The organism is Bradyrhizobium icense, assembly GCF_001693385.1.
Lineage (GTDB): Bacteria > Pseudomonadota > Alphaproteobacteria > Rhizobiales > Xanthobacteraceae > Bradyrhizobium > Bradyrhizobium icense.
In genome coordinates, this window is the sequence record NZ_CP016428.1 from 4,533,387 (window position 1) to 4,557,110 (window position 23,724).

Genomic DNA, 23,724 nt, shown 5'->3' on the forward strand with positions numbered 1-23,724 from the left:
CCCGTCAGGCCGCGTCTTCGAACTGGGTATAGCCGGAAGCCTCGAGCTCCAGCGCCAGTTCCTTGTCGCCGCTTTTGACGACCCGGCCCTTCGACATCACGTGCACGAAATCAGGCACGATGTAGTTGAGCAGCCGCTGATAGTGGGTGATGACGACCATGGCGCGATCGGGCGAACGCAACGCATTGACGCCATCGGCCGCTATCCTGAGCGCGTCGATATCGAGGCCGGAATCCATTTCATCGAGGATGCAGACGGCCGGCTCGAACAGCGCCATCTGCAAAATCTCGTTGCGCTTCTTCTCGCCGCCGGAAAAGCCGACATTGACGCCGCGCTTGAGCATGTCCTGCGGGATGTTCAGCGACTTTGCGACCTCGCGGACCTTCTTCAGGAAGTCGGGCGTGGAGAACTCGCTCTCGCCACGCGCCTTGCGCTGCGCGTTCAGCGCGGTGCGCAGGAAGTTCATGGTAGCGACACCTGGGATTTCGACCGGATACTGGAACGCGAGAAATACGCCCTTGGCGGCGCGCTCGTCGGGATCCATCTCGAGTAGGTCCTCGCCCCTAAACAGGATCTGGCCATCGGTGACCTCATAGCCCGGCTTGCCGGCGATCACGTGCGAGAGCGTGGATTTGCCGGAGCCGTTCGGCCCCATGATCGCGTGAACCTCGCCCGGGTTCACGGTCAGCGTCAGCCCGTGGAGAATCTCGCGATCCTCGACGCGGACTTTCAGATCTTTTACTTCAAGCAATGACATCTGGTTTTTTCCGTTTTCACCCCTCGCCCTGAGGAGCGCCGCCAGGCGCGTCTCGAAGGACGTGGCCACAATCTTTCCTCTCATCCTTCGAGACGGCCGCTGCGCGGACTTCTCAGGATGAGGTCGCTATCCAACCGATCCTTCGAGCGAGATCGAGATCAGCTTCTGCGCCTCAACCGCAAACTCCATCGGCAGTTGCTGCAGCACGTCCTTGACAAAGCCGTTGACGACGAGGCCAACCGCTTCCTCCTGCGAGAGCCCGCGCTGGGTACAGTAGAACAGCACGTCCTCGGAAATCTTTGACGTCGTCGCTTCGTGCTCGAAGGTCGCCGACGAGTTCTTCGCCTCGACGTAAGGCACGGTATGCGCGCCGCATTTGTCGCCGATCAGGAGCGAGTCGCAGGCGGTATAGTTGCGTGCGCCGATCGCCTTGCGGTGAGCGGTGACGAGGCCGCGATAGGTATTCTGCGACACACCGGCCGCGATGCCCTTGGAGATGATCCGGCTCGACGTGTTCTTGCCGAGGTGGAGCATCTTGGTGCCAGAGTCGACCTGCTGGTGACCGTTCGAGATCGCGATCGAATAGAATTCGCCGCGCGAATTGTCGCCGCGCAGGATGCAGCTCGGATACTTCCAGGTGATCGCCGATCCGGTCTCGACCTGGGTCCATGAAATCTTCGAATGATTGCCGCGGCAGTCGCCACGCTTGGTGACGAAATTGTAGATGCCGCCGAGGCCTTCCGAATTGCCGGGATACCAATTCTGCACCGTCGAATATTTGATCTCGGCATCGTCGAGGGCGACGAGTTCAACGACCGCCGCATGCAACTGGTTCTCGTCGCGCTGCGGTGCGGTACAGCCTTCGAGATAGCTGACGTAGGATCCCTTGTCGGCGATGATCAGCGTGCGCTCGAACTGGCCGGTGTTGCGCTCGTTGATGCGGAAATAGGTCGACAATTCCATCGGGCAGCGCACGCCCGGCGGCACGTAGACGAACGAGCCATCGGAAAACACCGCCGAATTGAGCGTCGCGAAATAATTGTCCGAGGTCGGCACGACCGATCCGAGATATTGCTTCACCAACTCGGGATGTTCGCGGATCGCCTCCGAGATCGGCATGAAGATCACGCCGGCGGCCTTCAGCTCCTTCTGGAAGGTGGTCGCCACCGAAACCGAGTCGAACACCGCGTCGACTGCGATCTTGCGGTTGGCCGACGGCTCGCCGCCGGGCGGGGGCTCAACGCCTTCGAGAATGGCGACTTCGCGCAAGGGAATGCCGAGCTTCTCGTAGGTCTTGAGGATTTCGGGATCGATTTCGTCGATCGACGACAGCGTCTTCTTCGGCTTCGGCGCCGCGTAGTAGTAAATGTCCTGGTAGTCGATCTTGGGATAGTTGACGCGCGCCCAGGTCGGCTCGGTCATGGTCAGCCAGCGGCGATAGGCCTCCAGACGCCATTCCAGCATCCAGGCCGGCTCGTTCTTCTTCGCGGAAATGAAGCGGACGGTGTCTTCCGACAGCCCCTTGGGGGCCTTGTCGGACTCGATCAGCGTCTCAAAACCATATCGATATTGGTCGACGTCGATGCGCTTCACGCGCTCGACCGTCTCTTGTACGGCTGGCATTCCATCCTCCGCTCGCGGTTTCAAGGACCGCGGTGGAACAATCGCAAAATCAGTCTGACGAAGCGTTCCGGCGAAACCCACTTAGAACGTTTCAAGCCGTGTTTCGTCGCCCTCTAAGTAAGGCATCGGCAAGCTTTCGCCAAGCCTCAAGGGCCAAATCAATGTCTGCCTCAGTGGTAGACCAGCCCAGACTGAGCCGCACCGCTCCCTGCGCCAACTCCCCGCCGAACCCCATGGCGGCCAGAACGTGGGACGGCTGCACTTTGCCGGAGGAACAGGCGGAACCGGACGATACCGCAATACCGCCGAGATCGAAGCCAATCACTGCCGTTTCGGCTCGAAGCCCGGGAACGGTAAACAGCGTCGTATTGGGAAGGCGCGACGCCCCCTCTGAAAACACAATGATTTCAGTCGCTTGGCGCAGCCCCTTCTCAAGGCGCTCGCGCAAACCCTGCTGCCGGACGGCATTGGCGGCCAGCTCGGCCATCGCCGCCTTGGCTGCTGCGCCAAAGCCCGCGATACCAGCGACATTCTCGGTTCCCGCCCGGCGGCCCAGCTCCTGGCCGCCGCCGCGAAGCAGCGGCTCCAGAGCCTGCACCGGCTCGGTCAGAACCAGCGCACCAACTCCCTTGGGGCCGCCGATCTTGTGCGCAGACAGCGTGATCAGATCGGCCCCTAACGATTTGATATCGAGGGGTATTTTTCCGAATGCCTGAATCGCATCGACGTGCAGCAGCCCGCCCGCTTCACGCACGATGTCAGCGACTTCGCCGATCGGTTGAATGGCGCCGGTCTCGTTGTTGGCCAGCATTACCGACACCAGCGCCGGCGGCCCTTCGGCAAGCAAAGCACGCAGATGGGCGAGGTCGACCAAGCCGGTACGGGAGACCTTAATCGCCGCGATCGTATCTGCCGGAAACCGCCCCCCCGACAGCACCGACGTATGTTCGATGGCTGAGACCATCAGCCGCTGGACCGGGCCGCTTGCACCCCGGCGCAGTCCCGGCGTCAGCGCCATTGCATTGGCTTCGGTGCCTCCGGAAGCAAACACCACATCCTGCGGACGGGCACCGACGGCCGCCGCGATGGCGGCCCGCGCGTCCTCGACGAGCCGGCGCGCCTGACGCCCTTCGGCATGCACCGAGGACGGATTGCCAGCCAGATCCCAAGCAGCCGTCATCGCCTGCCTCGCCTCGGGGCGAAGCGGCGTTGTCGCATTCCAGTCGAGATAAACGCGGTTCGACATGTCTGTATAATATTACCTACATCCGCGAGCGGGCAGCGCGAGCCCAGGCGATGCACCGTCGCGAGACGCCTTATGGCAATTGGGGATCGCGCCGTCTCCTGCAATCGTAAGCTAACGCATTGAACCGCCTTCGAGATGTTCAAGATGCTTGCTTTTTGCCCCTCGCCTCATGCTAGAAGGCCGCAACCAGTTCACGGGAGCGCCCGTTCGCGCATCGCCCAACGACGCATGATCACATTCTTTTCCGCCGGATCACGTCCGTTGCCTAGGGATCATCAATGCCTGAAGTAATTTTCACCGGCCCTGCGGGCCGCCTCGAAGGCCGTTATCATCCGGCCAAGCAGAAGAACGCGCCAATCGCGATGATCCTGCATCCGCATCCGCAGTTTCACGGCACGATGAATCACCAGATCGTCTACCAGTGCTACTACGCGTTTGCGCATCGCGGCTTTTCGGTGCTGCGGTTCAATTTCCGCGGTGTCGGCCGCAGCCAGGGCTCGTTCGATCACGGCACCGGCGAACTCTCGGACGCGGCGTCCGCGCTCGACTGGGCGCAGACCATCAACCCCGAAGCGCGCGCCTGCTGGGTCGCGGGCTTTTCGTTCGGCGCCTGGATCGGCATGCAGCTTCTGATGCGCCGGCCCGAAGTCGAAGGTTTTATTTCGATCGCGCCGCCCGCCAATCTCTACGATTTCTCGTTCCTCGCGCCCTGCCCGTCTTCAGGCCTGATCGTGCATGGCGAGAAGGATGCGGTGGTGCCGCCGAAGGACGTCAACACGCTGGTCGAGAAGCTGAAGACCCAGAAGGGCATCGTGATCGATCAGCAGATCATCCCGGGTGCCAACCACTTCTTCGACGGCAAGCTCGAGCCGCTGATGGAGACGGTGACCGGCTATCTCGACATGCGGCTCGCCAACGTCCGCTGACGCCTGATTCGTGCCCCGGGACGCGGTGCAACACGAAGTGGTGCACGGCAGAGCCGGGCCTATCCTTTCTGTTGTTTCCGTTACCGGCATCGGTCCCGGTTCTGCGAAGCAGCGCCATAGCGTGTCGAAGATGCGCGTGAACGCGCTTATGGCGCTGCATCGCGCCCGGGACACGCGGCCTACACCACGTCGCAACTCGCAAGATGGGTTGCGCGAAGCCTGCCCGGCACGCTACGCCGCCAGCTTCAGCAGATGCGCGTTATGGCGCACCAGGAACGCGTGCAGCAATTGCGGATAGTCGGCTCCCACCGCCGTGCGGACGCTCGGCCGCTTCGCCAACTCCTCTCGCCATGCGCGGACCTTCGGCGTATCGGCAAAGACCGAGAGATCGGTCAGTTGATCGAACACGTCGAAATAACGGAAGATCGGCGCGAACACCGCGTCTACCAGACTGAAATTTTCGCCGGCAAAGAACGGACCCGACCCTAGGGCATCCTCGACGCGCGCAAATTTTGCGGCGACCGCCTGCCGCTTGCTCTCGAAGGTGGCGGGATCACCCGTCGTCTCCAGGCCCCAGAGCTCGCTCAAAATGGTGGACCCGAACTCCATCCAGGCCCGGTGCTGTGCGCGCTGGAGCGCATCCTGAGGATGCAGCTTGGCGCTGCCCTGGGTATCCTCGATGTATTCGCAAATCACGTTGCTTTCGAACAGCGCGGCCTCCTTGCCGTCGGCGCCGGTCACGACCAGCACCGGCACCTTGCCGAGGGGCGATATCTTCAAAAACCAGTCCGGCTTGTTGGCGAGATCGATATCGACCCGCTCGAACGGCACGCCCTTCTCGGTCAACGCGATCACGGCGCGCTGCACATAGGGGCATAGCTTGTGGCTGATCAACGTGAGCTTCTGCGCCATGACGACCTCTCAAAACGCGAAGGCCAGCCGGCCTCCGCTCCATGCATTTGCATCTAAATTAGATGCGCCTGCATGTAGCCGTCAAGGTCAATGCAACTGCATCAACATATCTTGAACCGCGTCACGGTCGCGCGATGATACCGCCGGTCATCGGCAGCGGCACCCCGGTGGTGGCAGGGTAGCTCAGCGGCAGGCCCTTCAGGCCTCGCGCCGCCAGAAATCCGAAAGCCTGCGCCTCGATGGCGTCGGAGGCCCAGCCCAAAGTGTCCGCCGCCCGGACGGTCGCCGGCGCCAGACACTCCCGCAGCATCCGCAGCATGGTCAGGTTGCGGGCGCCGCCGCCAGCCACGATCCAGTTCTTGGGTTCCTTCGGCAGCAACGGCACCACCCGGGCAATTGCAGCGACGGTAAAGGCGGTCAGCGTCGCCGCGCCATCCTCGGGCGGCATATCGCCGAGCTTAAGCCCCGCAAAATCGTTGCGATCGAGCGATTTCGGCGGGGGCAGCGAAAAGAACGGCATCTCCAGCGCACGGTTGATCCAGGCCGCATCGACCCTGCCCAGCGCGGCGGTGCGGCCCTCGGTGTCGAAGCGCTGGTTCATGCGGCGGAACATGTGATCGTCGAGCAAGGCGTTGCCCGGCCCGGTATCGCAGGCGATCAGCGTGTCGCCGTCGATATAGGTGATGTTGGCGACCCCGCCGATATTGACCACGACGGTCGGGCCCTCCCACTCCAGCGATTGGGCGAGCGCGCGGTGATAGACCGGCACAAAGGGCGCGCCCTGCCCGCCGGCTTCGACATCGGCAGCGCGGAAATCGTACATGACCGGAATGTGGATCGTCTTGGCGAGCATCTGCGCGTCGCCGATCTGGACCGTCAGTTTTTTCTCGGGCCGGTGCAGCACGGTCTGGCCGTGAAAGCCGACGATGTCGATATCGTCGAACCGCATCCGGTGTTGTGCGGTAAAGGCGGCCACCGCCTCGGCATGCGCTGACGTGACGACCCGCTCGGCCTCGCGCAGGCAGCCGGGCCGCGCGGCGCGATCGGCCAGGTCGGCAGCCTCATACAGCGCCTGGCGCAACAGGCCGCGCTCCGTGTCGGTATAGGGCCGGTATCCGGACGGTCCGAGCGCGTTCACCCGGCGGCCATCGGTCTCGATCAAAGCGACGTCGACCCCGTCGAGCGAGGTGCCGCTCATCAAACCTACTGCCGTCAACATCATGGTCGATTGTGCCTTTGAAACGCCCTGCTCGATACGTCCCGCCGACGACGACCAGCTTGTGCCAAACACGCACATCTTATAATGCCACAGCGCCCGGCCCTGCGGCAGCCTGTTCCGCCATGGTTCCGCAAACTCGTTACAATTACAGTGAAAATAGAATGATCAAAGCAGCCCGCCAATGACCGCATTTAAATCAGATTTCCTGAACATTTTACAGGAGCGCGGCTTCATCCACCAATGCTCCGATTTCGAGGGCCTCGACGCGCTGGCGGCCAAGGGCCAGGCGACCGCCTATGTCGGCTACGACTGCACGGCGCCGTCGCTGCATATCGGCAACTACCTCACCATGATGATGCTGTACTGGTTGCAGCAGAGCGGCAACAAGCCGATCACCCTGATGGGCGGCGGCACCACCATGGTCGGCGACCCCTCCGGCAAGGACGAATCGCGCGCCATCCGCTCGATCGAGGAAATCGAAGCCAACAAGGCCTCGATCCGCGGCGTGTTTGCGAAGGTGCTGCGATACGGCGACGGCCCGAGCGATGCGATCATGCTCGACAATGCCGAATGGCTGACGAAGCTGAACTGGATCGAGATGCTGCGCGACATCGGCCGGCACTTCTCGGTCAACCGCATGCTGACGATGGATTCAGTCAGGCTCCGGCTCGAACGCGAGCAGGAGATGAGCTTCATCGAGTTCAACTACATGGTCTGCCAGGCCTATGACTTTGTCGAGCTGGCGCGGCGCACCGGCTGCCGGCTGCAGATGGGCGGTTCCGATCAATGGGGCAACATCGTCAACGGCGTCGATCTCGGCCGCCGCATGGGCACGCCGCAATTGTTCGCGCTGACCACGCCGCTGCTCACGACTGCTTCCGGCGCCAAGATGGGCAAGACCGCGCAGGGCGCGGTCTGGCTCAACGCCGATCAGTTCTCGCCCTATGACTTCTGGCAATACTGGCGCAACGTCGAGGATGCCGACGTCGTCAAATTTCTAAAACTGTTCACGATCCTGCCGATGAGCGAGATCGAAAAGCTCGCGGCGTTGCAGGGCGGCGAGATCAACGAAGCCAAGAAGGTGCTGGCGACGGAGGCGACCGCGCTGTTGCATGGCCGCGACGCTGCCAACACCGCCGCCGAAACTGCCCGACAAACGTTCGAGCAAGGCGCGATCGCGGAGAACCTGCCCACTGTGGAAGTTTCGCGCGGCGAACTCGAGGCCGGCGCGGCCGTGCTGGGGCTGTTCGTGAAAGCGGGGCTTGTGACTTCGAATGGCGAGGCGCGGCGCCAGATCAAGGGCGGTGGCTTGCGCGTCAACGATGCCGCTGTGACCGACGAGAAGATGGTGCTCACGCCATCCAATCTCACGCCGGAAGGCGTCATCAAACTTTCCATGGGGAAGAAAAAGCACGTGCTGCTGAGGCCCGCCTGATCTGGCCTGCATAGGCGCATTCGCTTTTGACGCTTGCGGGTAACAGCGGAAACGCGCTCCCTGCGTCCCATGAATGAAAAGACGCCACAGGGAGACGCGTTGGCGAGGCCGCTCAAGCCGGGCCGGCTTGCGCTCAACGTGCTGGCGCTGTGCTTCACGCTGGCGCTGCTCGGCCGCGGCCTCGGCGAAAGCTTTACGGTTTTCCTCAAACCGATCTCGGAGAATTTCGGCTGGGACCGCGCGGAAGTGGTCTCGGTCTACTCGCTGACCTGGCTCGCCGGCGGACTGACGGCGCCGGTGGTCGGCCGGGTGTTTGACCGCTACGGCCCCCGGACCGTCTATTCGCTGGGACTGCTGCTGCTTGGCAGCGCGTTTCTGGTCGCCTCCCGTGCGCAGGCGCTGTGGCAATTCCAGTTGAGCGTCGGCGTTTCCGTCGGGATCGGCATCGCCTTCATCGGCAACGTGCCGAACTCGATCCTGCTCGGCCGCTGGTTCGGCGCGCGGCTGCCCACCGCGATGGCGGTGGTCTATTCTGCGGCCGGCGCGGGCGTGCTGGTGCTGCTGCCGGCGTCGCAGCTTCTAATCGATCACATCGGCTGGCGCGGCGCCTACCAGACGTTCGGTGTCATTGCGCTATGCCTGCTAGTGCCGTTGTTGCTACTGCCATGGCGGCTGTTCTCGACGGGCTCGCCGCACATCGCCAAAAAGGCCGATTCCGATTTCGTCGACGGCGGCTGGACCCTCGGTAGCGCAATGCGTCACCACGCGTTCTGGGCGCTGTTTTCGACTTTCTTCTTTACGGCCGTGGGGATGTATGCGCTTGCGGCGCAGATCGTTGCCTATCTGATCGATGCCGGCTTCCCGCCGCTGCAGGCGGCGACCGCCTGGGGTTTTTCCGGCGTCGTGCTGCTGTTCGGCATGCTGGGCGTGACCCAGCTCGATGCGATGATTGGGCGACGGCCGTCGGTGCTGCTGAGCTACGCCATCTCGATCGCGGGCATCATCCTGCTCTGGCTGCTGCAGTTCTATCCGAACTTCTGGCTGCTCGGCGCCTTCGTCGTGACCTTCGGCAGCATGATCGGCTCCCGTGGGCCGCTCATCACGGCGACCGCGATGAGGATCTTTCGCGGCGAACGGGTCGGCACCATCTACGGCACGATTTCGATCGGCAGCGGCCTTGGCTCCGGACTCGGCGCCTGGGCCGGCGGCCTGATCCACGACTGGACCCACAGCTATAATCCGGTGATCGCGTTCGCGCTGGTGGCCGTGGTGCTCGGAATGATCCCGTTTCTGGTCGTGCCGGCGCTACGGCGGTAGCTACGTCCCTGCCTGCTTGCCAGGGCTCCTCTTTGTTGCTGCAATCGTTTCAAGCAGCCAGCTCTTGAATGAGAGCATCGCGGGTGTCGGTCGCCTAAAGTGCAGCGACGTAATCCAATAATCGCCGAGCGCGACTTCGATCTGAAAAGGACGTACCAGCCGCCGCTGCCGGATCTCGTCCTGAAACAATGCCGCCGGCAACAGCGCAACGCCGAAGCCGCGGGCCGCTACGCTGGCGATCGTAATGGATGAATCGAATACCATTCCTTTGAGCACCGGACTCTGCAATCCCGCTGCAGCAAACCATCGCGGCCATTCCTCCTGTCGGTAGGAACGCAGCAGTACCTCTCGCTTCAGATCGGCCGGCCGGCTCAGCCTGCGAGCCAGCGAAGGTGCGCAGAACGGGGTAAATGGCGCCCCCATCAAGTGGGTCGCCTCGGTGCCATGCCAAAGGCCATCGCCAAACCTGATCGCGTAATCGAGGCCCTCACCCGCGATGTCGATCCGATTGTTGTTGGTGAACAGGCGCAAATCGATCCGCGGATAGGCTTTTCTGAAAGCATCGAGCCGCGGCAGCAGCCATCCCGAAGCGAAAGTACCGACAACGCCGACCGCGATGACCTCCTGGTAGTGGCCGTCTTCGAAGCGATTCAGTGTTTCGGTGAGCCGGCCGAAGGCCTCGACGATGCTCGGCAGCAGCAACTGTCCTTCATCGGTGAGCGCGACGCCGCGGGGCAATCGACGAAACAACTGTACGCCAAGCCGGTCCTCCAGCACTTTCACGTGCTGGCTGACGGCGGCCTGCGTGACTCGAAGTTCAAGGCCGGCACGAGTGAAACTGAGGTGGCGCGCCGTCGCTTCAAAGGCCCGTAGTGCATTGAGCGGAAGGTGCGAAAGCCTCGTCCGGCGCCGCATTGCTCGTCCCTAGTTTTTCTTATGCCTGCCCGCAGAACTGATCGTTTGTCAAGACGACGACCTGTCGGCACCTTCCAACTCACAGCACGGAGGGATTCATAGTGATCACGAGAAGACAGTTCCAGCTTGGATGCGGCGCAGCGCTGGTAACGACTGCCTTGAGCGCCCGGCAAGCGATACGCGCATCGACCGCAAATCAACGATTGATCGACGAGATCAAGCGTCTGGAGCGTGAGAGCGGCGGCCGACTCGGTGTTTGTGTCCTCGACACGGCAACGGATGCTCGTCATGTCCACCGGGGTGACGAGCGCTTTCCGATGTGCAGCACTTTCAAGATGCTGGCAGCCGCAGCGATCCTGGCGCAGGTGGATGCCGGCAAGGAACAATTGACGCGGCGCATAACCTTCGACGCGTCCGCGCTCATCGTGTACTCACCCGTAACCGAGAAGCGCGTCGGCGGTGACGGCATGACGCTCGCTGAAATTTGCGAAGCGGCGGTGACGTTGAGCGACAACACGGCCGGCAATCTGCTGCTCGCCAGCATCGACGGACCGCCGGGGCTGACGGCCTTCGCACGGAGCCTCGGCGACCAGGTCACGCGGTTAGACCGGAATGAGCCCTCGCTCAACGAGGCCTTGCCTGACGATCCCCGCGACACAACGACACCGAACGCGATGGCTTCCAACTTGCAGGCCCTGATCCTTGGGACTACGGCGCTATCGGCTGCATCGCGCGAGCAACTGACGGCATGGTTGGTCGCCAACAAGACTGGGGACACGCGACTGCGTGCAGGTCTTGCGAAAGATTGGCGCGTCGGCGACAAGACCGGCACCGGTGCCCGAGGCACAAACAATGACGTTGCCGTGATCTGGCCACCCGGCAAGGCGCCCATCGTGATCACCGCTTATCTGACTGGCGCCACCGTTTCTGCCGCGCAGCAAAACGCCACTTTGGCTTCGGTCGCGCGGGCGGTCTCGACCATGGCATCTGGCTAGGTGCCTGGTCCTTGCGGCGTGGTTCGCTACTGATCCGGGGGCCGGACGACGCTTTGCATCGCAAGGCTCTGACCCGCGTCCGGACACGGAGACTAATTATTCGGCGGGAATTCGATCGGGGTGTTGTTCTGCTTGCCGGTGTTGAACTCGAAGATCTTTCTGAGCACGCCGGGCATCACTGCCGAAATCGGATTGACGCGCAGCACGGGCTGGCCAGGCGTGCCGACCACCTCGTAGGTCACGCCAATCAGGCCCTCGTTGCTGCCGCCACCGAGGAACAAGCCGAGCACGGGAATCTGGCCGAACATGTTGTTCAGCCCGTACATCGGAACGAAGGTGCCGCTCATGCGCACGGCATTACCGACATAGTCGATGCTGCCTTCGATGGTCGCGCCGATGATCGGACCCTTCACAACACCATCGCGGATCGTGAGCTGTCCGCTCTGCCGCGTGAACTCGGCGCGCAGTGCCGTAAAGGAAATGCCGTTCTGAACGCCGGCCGCTCCGCCCGCGGCGGCGCGCTCCAGTGCGGCCTCACCCCTGACGGAGAAATCGCGGACATTGATCAGACCGTCCTTGGCACTGGGTTCGACCGTCGGCGGCTCCATCGCAAGCGCGAGCTGTCCGCCGACCATTTTCGAGTAGGTGTCGGTGAAGCGGAAGAACGCACCCGCATCGTTGGTCTGCAGGATGATGATGTCGCGTCCCTGTCCCTGCCCGCGACCGCGCAGATCGGCCGTCACCGGCGTGTCGCGCCCGACCTTGCCGGAGAGCGTGAAGTTTTTGACGATGCCGTTGCGGCGGGAGAATTTGCTGTCGACGCTGCGCAGCGCCTCGCCGTTGAAGCCGGCGACCGCGCCGAGCTTGACGTCGATATCGAGATCGATGTTCCTCGACTTGCTCTTGGGGTCGGCTTCCTTGCCCGAGATCGCCGATTTCAGGAAGCCGCGGCCGTCGAACACGTCGCCCCGCATCGTGACTTTCACGACGCCGTCGGCGCCGCGCTCGGCCTTCAACGTCGTCTTGTCGCCGTCCGATGGCGCGTAGGTCGGGAAGTTCGCGTTCAACAGGTCGCCGTTCTGGTCGACTTCGAGCGATCCCTTGATCGAAACGCCACCGCCTTCGACCACGATGTCCTGGAACAGCGTCGTCTGTTCCTTCTTTACGACATTGAACGTCGCCTTGCCCGACTTGCCGGGCACCTTGACCCAGCCCGGCAGGATGTTGTCGAGACGCAGCGAGGTCAGATCGGCTTCGATGCCGACGCGGCTGTCGTTCTCGCCGATTTTGCCGATCACCTTGATCGGGATGGAACCGCTCACAGCAGGTCCGAGATCGATCCCGAGACGTGCGCGGCTGGCATCATCCAGCGTCGCCTGCAGCCTGATATCGGCGTCGCCCTCGCTCGGCTTGCGGTAGTCCAGCGAAGCCGGCTGGCCGTTGATCTTGACGTCGCCCTTGACCTGGTAGCCCGCGTTGTTGGCGAGCACCTTGAGCGTATTGGACTCCAGTTTCTGATTCATCACGAGCTTGTCGGCGGCAAACCCTGCCAGATCGGCAATCACGGTGTAGGTGGTGTCGGCCTTGGTCATCGATCCCTTGACCGGCATGCCGAGCGTGATGGTGGCGGCAACGTTTCCCTTGCTGGCGTTCGGATCGATCAGCGTGCCGGAGAGATCGCTGATGCGGTCGGAGGCCAGAATCTCGGCCGCGGCCGGTACCGAAGCATCGACCCTGAACTTTACCCGCGAGGGCGACGGCTTCGGCGCCATGTCCGGCACCTCGAAGATGAAGTCCGAAATATTGATCTTGCGGCCGGCGGGCGTGTCGGCAACGCCCTGCCCGATCGTCACCGTCGCGGTACGGCCCGTGACTCTCGCCTTCAGATCGGCATCGCGAACCGACGGCATTTCGTCCACCGGGTGGACCGTAACGCCTGACGCGACGATGTTGACGGCCAGACCATCGTCCGGAATCGGCGGTCCCTTGCGCGACAGATTGCGCACCGGCGAATTGACGCCGACCTCGATGCGCTGGAGCGTGCCGCGCTCGATGCGCTCGATCACCCATTCGCGCACTTCAGGCACGATCAGAATCGGCCACATCCGTTTCAGCGCGGAGGCCGACATCGGCGTACCCGCAAAACCAAGCTGGAGACGCGCCTCGTTCGCATAGTCGATGCTGCCGGTGCCGGCGATGCCGATCTCGCCGTTGCTGATATCGGCCTGGGTCAGCAGCACGCGCTTGCGGTCGGTGTCGAACTTCATCCCGATCGCGATCCGGTTGAAGATCAGCGGCGGTTCGTTGTCGGTGCCGGCCAGCAGGATCGTGCCACCGCTAAGGCCAGCCTGCCATTCGGTGGTGGCACCGTTCGGGGGCTCGAGATGGCCGAGCAGCGTGATCCGGTTCGCGCCGGAAATGACCTTGAAGGGCGCCACCAGCACGCGCCGTCCGGCATCCCATTCGACGCTCATCTCCGCCGAGTCGATCGGCATCGGATAGTCAGGCGTATCGCTGTCGATCAGGTTGCCGGCGCCGGCGATGATCTTGCCGCGGAAATAGGTCGGCAGGCCGTCACGGCCCAGTTCGCCTTTCAGTTCGCCGGAAAGCGGCAGCTCGGCGCTGTAGGTCAGGTCCTTGACCCGCATCGCCAGCAGGATGTTGGCGGCAGGCACCTTGTCGGCGCGAAGATCGACGGACCGCACGCCATTCTGCTGCGGTCCGACCACGACCTTGAGCGACCAGGGACGAGCGCCTTGCTCGCCAAGGCTCACCGCAACTCCACCGCCGCTCGGACGGCGCATGCTGAGGCTGATATTCTCGAACGTCCATTTGTTGCCGCGCTGCTGATCGTCGACGCTGAGATTGCCGTTCTTGAGGCCGATCTCGTTCAGGTTCTGCCCGTCGAGGCCGGTCAGGCTGAGGCTGTCGAGCCAGTCGAGGCCGGCCAGCAATCCGCTCTGCGTGGTATCGGGGGCCGTCGCAGCAGCTTGCGGCGGCGCGGGCGGCTGGCGGGGGAATGTCGGCGCCAAGCCGGCATCGCGCTTGGAGGCAACGCCAGTCGCCAGCGGCTTGTCGGTGTCGCCGGCAGACACCGTCACCTGGCCGTCCGGCGTGATTCGTACCGCGAGCTCGGCATCGACCAGATTGAGACTCTCGGCGCGCAGCCGTCCCATCAGGAGCGCCATGCCCGATAGTTTCACCTCGGCCTTCGGCGCGGTGGCGACAACGACCTGGTCACGGTCGCGGACCACGATGTCGCGGATGCGCACAGCGATTCGAATCCGTCCGGCCCGCTCGATCTGCGTGCCGCCGATCTCGACCGTATTGCCATGGCCGATATTGTCTTCAATCGCGGCCACCAGCCACGGCGTTGCGACGTCGAGATTGATCGGTCCGGCGCCGAGCCGCCACCACAGACCGCCGAAACAAGTAGTGAAAATCACCGCCAGCACGGCGACTACGATCGCCACGCGCTTGACCCAGCGCTCGCCACTCAGCCACCGCTGCAGCGTTGAGAACTTGTCACCGACGCGGTGAAATCTGGAATTGGAACGCGACAACAGGCGCCGCGCGCGGTAGCCGGCCGCCTCTTCCTGCTCCCAGCCCGCCGCGTCATCCCATTGCGGGGCCTCGGCACGCGGATTCGACCCCTTGGGCGAAGTATTCCTAGCCATTGCCTCTCGGTGCCGGCACTGAGATTGATCGCCGCCAAGGGCACGCTCTTCGATCGGTATCGAGCGTTCCTGTGACGGCATCGCTGCCAATCCTCGATTAATACTGTTACTCGTGGTCGGGCCCAAGGATTGATTGGGCGGCCCCATCGACGAGCAGACGGGGGTAGCGTCGAATTCCTTGTAACCATACTCCGGGGTCATCAAACTTACCCAGCAGCCGGAGCGAATCCGACGGTCAAAGGTGAAATCCGCAATACCCTAATGATTGATCTGCGGAAAGCGACGAAAGGAAGGCGTATGTCCAAGAAAACGCGCAAGAAATCCTCCAAGCCATCCCCCAAAAGCCGCAAGCCGCCGGCCACAAAACCGGCCGCCGCCAAGACCGCCCGCAAGACCGCCCGCCGCAGCGCGCCGGCAGCGACCAAAAAGGCTGCCGCCACAGCGGCCAACAAGGCCGCCAAAACCGCAACGAAGGCAGCCGCCAGGAAACCGGCCAAGACGGCCAAGAGCCCTTCAGCCAAAGCGTCGCATAAGCCGACATCGAAACAGTTAATAAAATCCAATCTATCGGATACGCCCAAGCCGGTTGCTGGAACCGGACTGGTCGAAGGCGCCATGGCTCCTCCCTTCAGCCTGCCGCGCGATGGCGGCGGCAGTGTCTCGCTGGCGGACTATGCCGGCAGGAAACTAGTGCTGTTTTTCTATCCCCGCGCCGACACGCCCGGCTGCACCCGGGAGGCGATCGACTTCACGCGGCTCGATAGCGCGTTTGCCGATGCGGGAGCCGTGGTGCTCGGGATCTCGGCCGACACCGTAAAGGCCCAGGAATCCTTCCGGAACAAGCACCAGCTTTCGGTTCCTCTGATCTCGGATGAGCAACATGAGATGCTCGAGGCCTATGGTGCCTGGGGCGAAAAATCGATGTACGGCAGGACTTTCATGGGGATCATTCGAACGACGGTTCTGATCGGTGCCGATGGGCGGATCGCCAGGATCTGGCGCAATGTGCGGGTCGACGGCCATGCCGACGAGGTACTGGCTGCCGTCCGCGGCATGTGATCGGCAGGTTCCATTTTCCAAAAATTAACCATGAGTGGGTCAAATCGGCACGCAAATTGAGCCGAACGGAGCTGATTTCCGACCGGCGCGGGAGTGCCGATGTCGTACCGTTCCGGTCATTATTCCGATCACCACCATCCCCATGATCATGGCCGAACGCCGCCGCGGCGCCCTGCCCCTCAGGCGGCACGGGCCGCCGCCGCGGTCGATGGCAACGGTTATGCCATCGTCCATGCCGGCAAGCACGTACGCTTCGGACCTGTGGTGTTCTGGATCGTCGTCGGCACGATCGTGCTGCTTGGCATGTGGTCGGCGGCCACAGCCACCTATTTCGCGTTTCGCGACGACGTCCTGACCCGGCTGATCGCTCGCCAAGCCGAGATGCAATATGCCTATGAGGACCGCATCGCGGAGCTGCGTGCCAAGGTCGACCGCACCACCAGCCGCCAGTTGCTCGATCAGGAACAGTTCGACCAGAAGCTCGACCAGATCATGCGCCGCCAGACCGCGCTCGAATCGCGCGCTACCGCCCTCGGCGCAATTCCGGATGCCGCTGCCACCGGTTCGATTCGGCCTCCGGCGCGCGGCGCGGCCGCGGAGACGCCCGCTTCCGGCACGCTAAAACCCTCCCCGATCAGCGACACCGTGATCTTCGTCGCGCCGCCGGATCGCGAGGCGCGGCTGGAATCGCGCACGCCCGCTATCGCCAAGCCGCAGCCGAATCAGTTCGCCAAGGTTCAGGGTGTCGACAATGTCCTGGTCCGCCTGCAGACCTCGCTCGACACCGTCGAGCGGCGGCAGATGGCGGCGCTCAGCGCGGTCGAGGACAGCATGGAATCGCGCCTGCGCCGCATGCGCGGCGTGTTCACCGATCTCGGCCTCAACATGGGGCAGCTAGAGGCCGCGACGCCGCGCTCGGCTATCGGTGGCCCGTTCGTGCCAGTGAAGTTGCCGGCGGATGCCGGTGCGTTTGAACGCCAGCTCTACCGGATCAAGGCTACCCGCGCCCAGATGCAGCGCCTCAATGCGACGCTTGCGCTGGTGCCCTATCGCAAGCCTGTCGTCGGCGAGGTCGAATTCACCTCGGGCTTCGGCGTTCGCAGCGATCCCTTCCTCGGCCGACCCGCGATGCATACTGGACTAGATTTCCGCGCCGCGACCGGCGATCCGGTGCGCGTGACCGCGAACGGCAAGGTCGTGTCGTCGGGATGGATGGGCGGCTATGGCCGCATGGTGGAGGTCGACCACGGCAACGGGCTGTCGACCCGCTACGGCCATCTGTCGGAGATTCACGTCAGGGTCGGCGACTTCGTCAAGATCGGACAGGTCATCGGCGCCGTCGGCTCGACCGGCCGCTCCACCGGTCCGCACCTGCACTATGAAACGCGGATCGACGGTGACCCCGTCGACCCGCAGAAATTCCTGCGCGCAGGCGTGAGGCTCAGCTCAGGCTAGCATCGCGCCGTCGGAACCGGCGTGCTCGCGTCGGTGAAATTTTTTCTGGCTCCGTGTCGGAACGCATGGAGGCCAGGCGTCCTTGTGGCAGAGACTGAGCAACCCAACCCAATCGATATGCTCCGCTCAGTAATGGAGAAAGTAACGTCATGTCCCAAGGCAATACCGTTCGTTTGCATCGTGTCCTCGCCACCAAGCCGGAGAAGGTTTTTCGCGCCTTCCTCGATGCGGAAGCCCTGGCCAAGTGGCTGCCGCCCTACGGCTTCACCTGCAAGGTCCACCAATTCGAGGCGAAAGTTGGCGGCACATTCAGGATGTCGTTCACGAATTTCACCACGAATACGGGCCATTCGTTCGGCGGAGAATATCTGGAGATCGTGCCCAACGAGCGGATCCGCTACACCGATCGTTTCGACGACCCCAATTTGCCCGGCGTCATTGAGGTCACCGTGACCCTGAAAGCGGTTTCGGTCGGAACCGAAATCAACATCGAACAAACGAACTTGCCGACGGTGATTCCGGTCGAAGCCTGCTATCTCGGCTGGCAACAGTCGCTCGCCCAGCTCGCGTTGCTCGTGGAGCCGGATATTCCGGGATAGTGAAGGCCTGAGGAGAGGCACCACGCTGTGGTGCCTCATCTTCCAGCGCCCAACCTCGCCGGTGATGATTCCCCCGAATACTTCCGTCGCCTCGCCGTTGAACTTGATCAACTGCAATTTGCTCGATCGGGAAGAAATCGTTTGCCGCAGTATCGATGCCGGGCGGCAGCAAGATCGGCAACATCATGCGCTTCAACGTTGCAAGCATGTGCTCATTCCGCAGCACGAAACGGCATTGTTGCCTGGCGCCAATTGTGGTTGATGCAGGCTGCGCCATGACCTGGCCTGACGGCGTGGCCCAGAGGTTGGACAGGGTTGAAACAGTACACACGAATTGGTCCGCGGCATCCCAGGCTTGCGGCCGGCGGCTTCCGCTTCGCGCGCTGGCTCGCGGCAAAAACCATGGGCGCTGCGGGATTTCACCAGCTCGGCTCGGAATTCGCCGAGGCGCGGATCGTGCATGTTCGCGAAAAACTCACGCGGGGCGACACGGTCTATCTCGCAGGCCTCGGCGCACCCGGCACGCACAATTCAGGTCTGGCGCTGGTCGAGGTGACGCAGGCGGATGGGCCGCGGCTGATCGTCAACAACGAGGAAGAACGCTTTTCCGGCAACAAGCACACCACCGAATATCCGAGGCTGTCGATCGACGCAGCAGTGGCGACGCTGCGCGGCATGGGCCGCGATATCGGGGACATCGATGCCTGGCTCACGAGTTGGGATTACCCGACGCTCGCGGGAACGCTGGCCCGCTCGGTGCTCGAGGAGCTGCCGCAGAGTATGAAACTCGTGCGCACCACCGAGGCCACAGGCTTCGACGGCCGCCGCCTCGACCAGATGACGCGGACGCCAAAGATCCTCGCCCGCCAGCTCGGACTTGCCGAGCGCGTGCCGTTGATCTGCCTGCCGCATCACGACAACCATGCCTGGTTTTCCCACGCGGCCTCGCCGTTCGCCGACGACGGCGCCCCGACCGCGATTGCGGTGCTCGACGGCACCGGCGACCAAGGCTCGATCTCGCTCTATGTGGTCGAGAACGGCGCGATGCGCCGGCTCCACTGCAACGACAGCATGTTCGATTCACTCGGTGCATTCTACAGCGTGATCTCGTCGACACAGGGCGGCTGGACCTGGCTGTCGAGCGAGGGCCGCTACATGGGCGCCGCCGCCTGGGGCGACATGGACCGCGCCAGCAATCCTTATTACGCGCGGCTACGCGATGTTCTGCATTTTGGGGCGAACGGCGATATCAGGCTCAATCGCGCGCTGGCCAACTGGTATTGCGACCCCTTCGACCATCCCTACAAGGAAGAACTCACCAAAATCCTCGGCGAACCGCTTAAGCCCGACCAGCTCTGGAATCCGGATGCGGTGCTGCGTGTCGAGGACATCCACCACCGTCCCGATACCAAAGACCGTCTCGACAAGGCGGCCGCGACGCAATTGGTGTTCGAGGATGCCATGATCCACGTCGTCGATCATGTGTTGCGCACGACCGGCGCCAACCGGCTGGTGCTGACCGGCGGCGTTGCGCTGAACGCGGTCGGCAATATGCGGCTGCTCGAACATTTCGACGAAGTATGGTTCGCCGAGGCGCAGCAGCGCAACGCGCGCCTGCATCTATGGGTGCCGCCGGTGCCCGGCGATCCCGGCGTCACCATCGGCGCCGCCTGGCTGTTTGCACATCTGGCAGGCGCTCCGCGCGGCGCGCCGATGACGCACGCCTTCTATTGCGGCACGCCGCCCTCGCAAGGCGATATCGCCCATGCGGTTGCGGCCGTCGACACCGCCTCGCAACAGATCGGCGATATCTCGACGCCTGAAGGCCTTGACGCGATCGCCGACCTGATGGCGTTCATGGTCGCGCAAAACGGCGTGATTGCGCTGTATCAGGGCGCGGCCGAAACCGGCCCCCGTGCGCTCGGCCACCGTTCGATACTTGCCAATCCCCGCGATCCCGCGGTGCGTGAACTACTCAACGCGCGCGTCAAATACCGCGAGGCCATTCGCCCGCTAGCGCCGATGGCGACGCTGGAGGCAGCACGCGAATATTTCGAACTGCTGCCGGGCGCGTCGGATGCCGACTACAACGCCTACAATTACATGGTGCTGACGGCGCATTCGAAGCTGCATGCCCGCGAAAAAATCCCGGCCGTCATTCACGCCGACGGCACCGGCCGCATCCAGATCGTGCGCGCCGAAGACGATCCCCTCACCTATGCGTACCTGAAGGCGCTCGGCCGCCATGTTGGCGTCGAGCTGTCCGTCAACACTTCCTTCAATGTCGCGGGACCGATTGCGCAGACGCCGCAGCAGGCGATCGATACGCTGCGCCGCTCCAAGGGGCTCGATGCCGTCCTCATGGTCGCCGGCGACGGCACCGTCACTGCAGCCTGGCACGGCGACGAGCGTGACAGCGGAAGATTCACAAACTGGCTCGCCGACTGGAAGAAGACATCCGCTTCCAGCCGGCCAGTGCGATAATTCGCCTCCCCCTGAGACAGGGCGATCCGCCGGTTCAGAGATCGACGCGTTCGCTCGCAACCGCCTTGCGTTCTGCCATGTTGAACCGACCGCTATAGATCGGGCGCTCGCCGGTCGTCGGACCGGGATACTGGACGATGAATATTTCCCCGCCCGTCTCGGTGCGGAATTCGCCCTCAAAGTGTGGGTCGGGATGGAACAGCACCGTTCCCGGACCATGCGGCGTTCCGTCGATTAAAAACTCGCCCTTCAGGATATGCCAGACCTGCGCGAAGCCATGATAGTGCTCGGGGTGATAGGCGCCGGGCTCAAGCCGCAGAATTCCCGCGTTCGGTTCGGTCGGACGTTCCGGTCGCGGATGAAAAAGCATTTTGCCTGTCTCGCCCGGCCAGCGGATCGTCTCCCATTCGACGTCGTCGAAATGACGCGTCTCGTAAGGCTTGTGGTCCTTTCGCGACGCTTTGCGCACGGTCGTCAATTCCGCATTGGCGGCCGCCGTATCGGAAATGTCCTTGCTCCTGACTGCGCTCATTTTGCTCTCCCTTTTGCAGTTTTCTCTCGTTCGCCTTTCCTGCCCGCAATATCGCTCCACCACTCAACCGCGATGGCCGACTGATTTTCGATTGATGTCACCATGAGCAGGCGCGCGCTGCCGGACCCGCGCGCCCACGCCATATGCGGCACGTCCGAGCGCAAATGAATCGAATCCCCCCGCTCCAGCGCGATGGTCTCATTGCCCACCTGAAATTCGACGCTGCCTTCGAGGACGAAGCACATTTCTTCGCCGGGATGCGCGACCAGCGTCGGCTTGCGCGGTTTTGCCGACAATTCGAGCAGAAAAGTTTCCAGCCGCTGCTCGCCAATGCCCGATGCGAGCTTGCGCCAGGCATAATTTGCGTCAGCGTCCTTCGATGGAACGGCATCGATTGACCGCACTACACGATACGCGCGCGTCCGGTCCTCTCCTTCGATGTCGGCAAACAATTCGGCCGGCGGCAGTTGAAGGACGCCGGCAATTTCCAGGAGATTGCCGATCGAGCACGCGATCAGTCCGCGCTCGATCCGCGAGAGAAACGTCACGGATAACCCGACCATTCCTGCGAGTTCATCGAGCGTCAAACCGCGCGCCGAACGAGCCCTGCGAATGACGGCTCCAATTCCCGCAAGGCGCGCCGCCTCGCGGGCGCGCCGGCCAGCTTCTGCCGAAACCACGCCGCTCTCCCTTTTGCTTATAAGGCAAATCATATTGCTATATAGGCAAATGTCAAGCGGGCTCGCGTGGCCCTGCGCGAACGGACTAACGCTCGAAAAGCTTCAGCACGCGGCCGTCGATCAACAGCAGCGCGCTGCCGATCACCAGTGCGCCCGCGATCTCACGCGGCGAAATTTGCTCACCGAGCACAAGCGAGCCGAGCAGGATGGCCGTAACAGGCACAAGCAGCGTCACCAGCATGACGTTGGTGGCGCCGGAGCGCCACAGGATCTGGAAGAACACGATGTAGGCGAGCGCCGTCGACAGAGTGGCAAGGCCGATCACCGCGAGCCATGTCGTGATGCTCGGCATCGCCAATCCCCAAGGGCGCTCGACCAGCCCGGCGACGACGGTCATCATTGCGGCGGAAGCCAGCATCTGAAATGTCGCGGTGCCGACCGGCGGCGATTTGGACAGCAGCCGTCGCGCCAGCAGCGCCGACAATCCGTAAGAGAAGGCGGCTGCCAGGCAGAGTAGAATGCCGAACCCCTGCCCGCTTTCCCATCCAAGGCCATCACCGTGTAGAACAACGACCCCGGTTAGACCCGCGATGACGCCCGCAATCCGCCGCGCCGACAGCTTCTCCTCACCCGCGACCGCCATCACGACCACCGTGAACAATGGCGTCGTAGCATTCAGGATCGATGCCAGCCCGCTCGGGATATAGGTCTGCCCAACCACGATCAGCGAAAACGGCAGCACGTTGTTGAGAAGCCCGATCGCGAAAAACGGCCGCCAATCGGACAGTCCGGTCGGGAAACGGATGCGGGAGAGCCAGAGCAACGGCAGCAGCATGATCGCAGCGAGCGTCACGCGCAGGAACACCACCGTGAACGGCGGCAGTTCTTTCAGCACCACACCGTTGAAGAAGAACGAGCCTCCCCACAGGATCGAGAGCAGGCCGAGCAGCGACCAGTCGCGGCCGTCGATCCGGTTATCGTTGACAATCATGTGCGGCTCATCGTGGAGGCTGACCGGAGACCACAGGCCTTAAGGCCGGAGAGAACCTGCAAGCGAAGCTTGCGGGCCATAACCTTTGAGCGCGGGTTCAGACCCCGCCCCGCGCCATGAGGATTTCACGGATCGCTCTTTCAGTTTGTTGCCAGTCGGTCTGTGGAACGAATCTCAGGGCGGAATCGAGCGATCGCCCCCGTTGTTCGTGCTCCCTTACCAATCCTGGCAAGTCGATCTGTATGTCGGACGGAAGGCGGCCTGCAACGACTTGATCTACCCGGGCAGCCATCTGGTCCATCAGCCGGACGTGAAACGATTTCATCTCTTCTATGAATTCGTCTCGAGGCATTTGGTAAGAGCCGAGAACCGCTGACCATGCCGGCTTGCCATCGAAGTGCCTGTCGCGGTTGTCCCATTCGATGTGAACGTGCTCTTGATCGGACCAAATTGCGATATTTGCAGACGGAGAAAGGTAGGTACTATCCAGCCGGCGCTTTCCGCTCCACGCGACTGCCGCATCAGCGACTTCGCAAAAATAATCCGTGTCAAGGACATCGTCGCTTCTATCACGCCACGCGTCATAGGCATTCTGCCAAGCTTTCGCTGGCTCGCCGCAGATGTAAGGCACAAGCGGTTCAGGAACCGGCTCTAATATGGAAGGAAGTATTTCCATCAAGTCTTCGTAAAGACGGACGACTTGATAATCGCAGTAGCGCTTTGCGCCGGCATTCCGCGCATGATCGCTGTACTCGAAGAGTGCGGCGTCGCCCGCCTGTATCCAATATTCGCCGTAAGTTAAGCCAAACCAATGGAGGCTATGGCTTCCGGGCTGCCCCCAAGGAACGATCTCTTCGATTGGCGTAAGATTGAAATTGATGAGCACGGCTAAGCCAGGGCTA

Annotated in this window: 19 protein-coding genes; 8 read left to right on the plus strand and 11 right to left on the minus strand. The window is 62.7% G+C overall.

The genetic code is table 11. The annotated features are described in order from the left end of the window. Window positions 1-4: 4 nt before the first annotated feature. The 3 genes from sufC to LMTR13_RS21415 all read right to left on the minus strand — a co-directional run bounded on the left by sufC (window position 5) and on the right by LMTR13_RS21415 (window position 3,626). Window positions 5-757, minus strand: a complete 753-nt coding sequence (gene sufC, locus LMTR13_RS21405) for a Fe-S cluster assembly ATPase SufC (protein WP_065732862.1) — start codon at window positions 755-757, stop codon at window positions 5-7. 126 nt (window positions 758-883) lie between these two features. Continuing rightward, on the minus strand, window positions 884-2,380 hold the full coding sequence (gene sufB / locus LMTR13_RS21410) for a Fe-S cluster assembly protein SufB (protein WP_065729559.1): 1,497 nt from the start codon (window positions 2,378-2,380) through the stop codon (window positions 884-886). Window positions 2,381-2,471: 91 nt separating this feature from the next. Next, window positions 2,472-3,626: a cysteine desulfurase family protein gene (locus tag LMTR13_RS21415; protein WP_065729560.1), complete on the minus strand. Its 1,155-nt coding sequence runs from the start codon at window positions 3,624-3,626 to the stop codon at window positions 2,472-2,474. Window positions 3,627-3,904: 278 nt separating this feature from the next. Between LMTR13_RS21415 and LMTR13_RS21420 the strand changes: the two genes are divergently transcribed. Then, window positions 3,905-4,552, plus strand: coding sequence for an alpha/beta hydrolase (locus LMTR13_RS21420; protein WP_025589847.1), 648 nt, complete (start codon window positions 3,905-3,907; stop codon window positions 4,550-4,552). Between the two features lie 231 nt (window positions 4,553-4,783). Here the strand turns inward: LMTR13_RS21420 and LMTR13_RS21425 are convergent, their stop codons facing one another. Next, window positions 4,784-5,464, minus strand: a complete 681-nt coding sequence (locus tag LMTR13_RS21425; RefSeq protein ID WP_065729561.1) for a glutathione S-transferase family protein — start codon at window positions 5,462-5,464, stop codon at window positions 4,784-4,786. A 121-nt stretch (window positions 5,465-5,585) separates the two neighbouring features. Beyond that, window positions 5,586-6,686 carry an anhydro-N-acetylmuramic acid kinase gene (locus LMTR13_RS21430; protein WP_065729562.1) on the minus strand — a complete coding sequence of 367 codons (1,101 nt, stop codon included), beginning with the start codon at window positions 6,684-6,686 and terminating at the stop codon, window positions 5,586-5,588. Window positions 6,687-6,864: 178 nt separating this feature from the next. Between LMTR13_RS21430 and tyrS the strand changes: the two genes are divergently transcribed. After that, the gene (gene tyrS / locus LMTR13_RS21435) at window positions 6,865-8,118 is read left to right on the plus strand and encodes a tyrosine--tRNA ligase (RefSeq protein WP_065729563.1); all 1,254 of its coding nucleotides are present in this window, start codon (window positions 6,865-6,867) and stop codon (window positions 8,116-8,118) included. A gap of 69 nt (window positions 8,119-8,187) precedes the next feature. After that, on the plus strand, window positions 8,188-9,435 hold the full coding sequence (locus LMTR13_RS21440) for an MFS transporter (RefSeq protein ID WP_065729564.1): 1,248 nt from the start codon (window positions 8,188-8,190) through the stop codon (window positions 9,433-9,435). On the opposite strand, the gene LMTR13_RS21445 is transcribed toward LMTR13_RS21440, so the two are convergent. Continuing rightward, window positions 9,436-10,350, minus strand: coding sequence for a LysR family transcriptional regulator (locus LMTR13_RS21445; RefSeq protein WP_065729565.1), 915 nt, complete (start codon window positions 10,348-10,350; stop codon window positions 9,436-9,438). 101 nt (window positions 10,351-10,451) lie between these two features. On the opposite strand from LMTR13_RS21445, the gene bla reads away from it, so the two are divergent. Beyond that, window positions 10,452-11,345, plus strand: a complete 894-nt coding sequence (gene bla, locus LMTR13_RS21450) for a class A beta-lactamase (protein ID WP_083219120.1) — start codon at window positions 10,452-10,454, stop codon at window positions 11,343-11,345. A 92-nt stretch (window positions 11,346-11,437) separates the two neighbouring features. Here the strand turns inward: bla and LMTR13_RS21455 are convergent, their stop codons facing one another. Beyond that, the gene (locus LMTR13_RS21455) at window positions 11,438-15,103 is read right to left on the minus strand and encodes a YhdP family protein (protein WP_065729566.1); all 3,666 of its coding nucleotides are present in this window, start codon (window positions 15,101-15,103) and stop codon (window positions 11,438-11,440) included. 216 nt (window positions 15,104-15,319) lie between these two features. Between LMTR13_RS21455 and LMTR13_RS39465 the strand changes: the two genes are divergently transcribed. The 4 genes from LMTR13_RS39465 (at window position 15,320) to LMTR13_RS21480 (ending at window position 20,619) form a co-directional block, all read left to right on the plus strand. Continuing rightward, window positions 15,320-16,081, plus strand: a complete 762-nt coding sequence (locus LMTR13_RS39465; protein ID WP_083219121.1) for a peroxiredoxin — start codon at window positions 15,320-15,322, stop codon at window positions 16,079-16,081. Between the two features lie 99 nt (window positions 16,082-16,180). Further along, window positions 16,181-17,536 carry a M23 family metallopeptidase gene (locus LMTR13_RS21465; RefSeq protein ID WP_197520880.1) on the plus strand — a complete coding sequence of 452 codons (1,356 nt, stop codon included), beginning with the start codon at window positions 16,181-16,183 and terminating at the stop codon, window positions 17,534-17,536. Window positions 17,537-17,685: 149 nt separating this feature from the next. Next, window positions 17,686-18,135 carry an SRPBCC family protein gene (locus tag LMTR13_RS21470; protein WP_065729568.1) on the plus strand — a complete coding sequence of 150 codons (450 nt, stop codon included), beginning with the start codon at window positions 17,686-17,688 and terminating at the stop codon, window positions 18,133-18,135. A gap of 315 nt (window positions 18,136-18,450) precedes the next feature. Beyond that, window positions 18,451-20,619, plus strand: a complete 2,169-nt coding sequence (locus LMTR13_RS21480; RefSeq protein ID WP_065729570.1) for a carbamoyltransferase C-terminal domain-containing protein — start codon at window positions 18,451-18,453, stop codon at window positions 20,617-20,619. A gap of 34 nt (window positions 20,620-20,653) precedes the next feature. Here the strand turns inward: LMTR13_RS21480 and LMTR13_RS21485 are convergent, their stop codons facing one another. The 4 genes from LMTR13_RS21485 to LMTR13_RS21500 form a co-directional block, all read right to left on the minus strand. Continuing rightward, on the minus strand, window positions 20,654-21,151 hold the full coding sequence (locus LMTR13_RS21485; protein ID WP_197520881.1) for a cupin domain-containing protein: 498 nt from the start codon (window positions 21,149-21,151) through the stop codon (window positions 20,654-20,656). Further along, the gene (locus LMTR13_RS21490; RefSeq protein ID WP_065729571.1) at window positions 21,148-21,831 is read right to left on the minus strand and encodes a helix-turn-helix domain-containing protein; all 684 of its coding nucleotides are present in this window, start codon (window positions 21,829-21,831) and stop codon (window positions 21,148-21,150) included. The genes LMTR13_RS21485 and LMTR13_RS21490 overlap by 4 nt, the downstream gene beginning before the upstream one ends. An 85-nt stretch (window positions 21,832-21,916) precedes the next feature. Then, window positions 21,917-22,822: a DMT family transporter gene (locus LMTR13_RS21495; protein WP_065729572.1), complete on the minus strand. Its 906-nt coding sequence runs from the start codon at window positions 22,820-22,822 to the stop codon at window positions 21,917-21,919. Between the two features lie 97 nt (window positions 22,823-22,919). Continuing rightward, window positions 22,920-23,708 (minus strand): DUF5984 family protein, encoded by a 789-nt coding sequence (locus LMTR13_RS21500; RefSeq protein ID WP_065729573.1) that lies wholly within the window; start codon window positions 23,706-23,708, stop codon window positions 22,920-22,922. Window positions 23,709-23,724 lie beyond the last annotated feature (16 nt).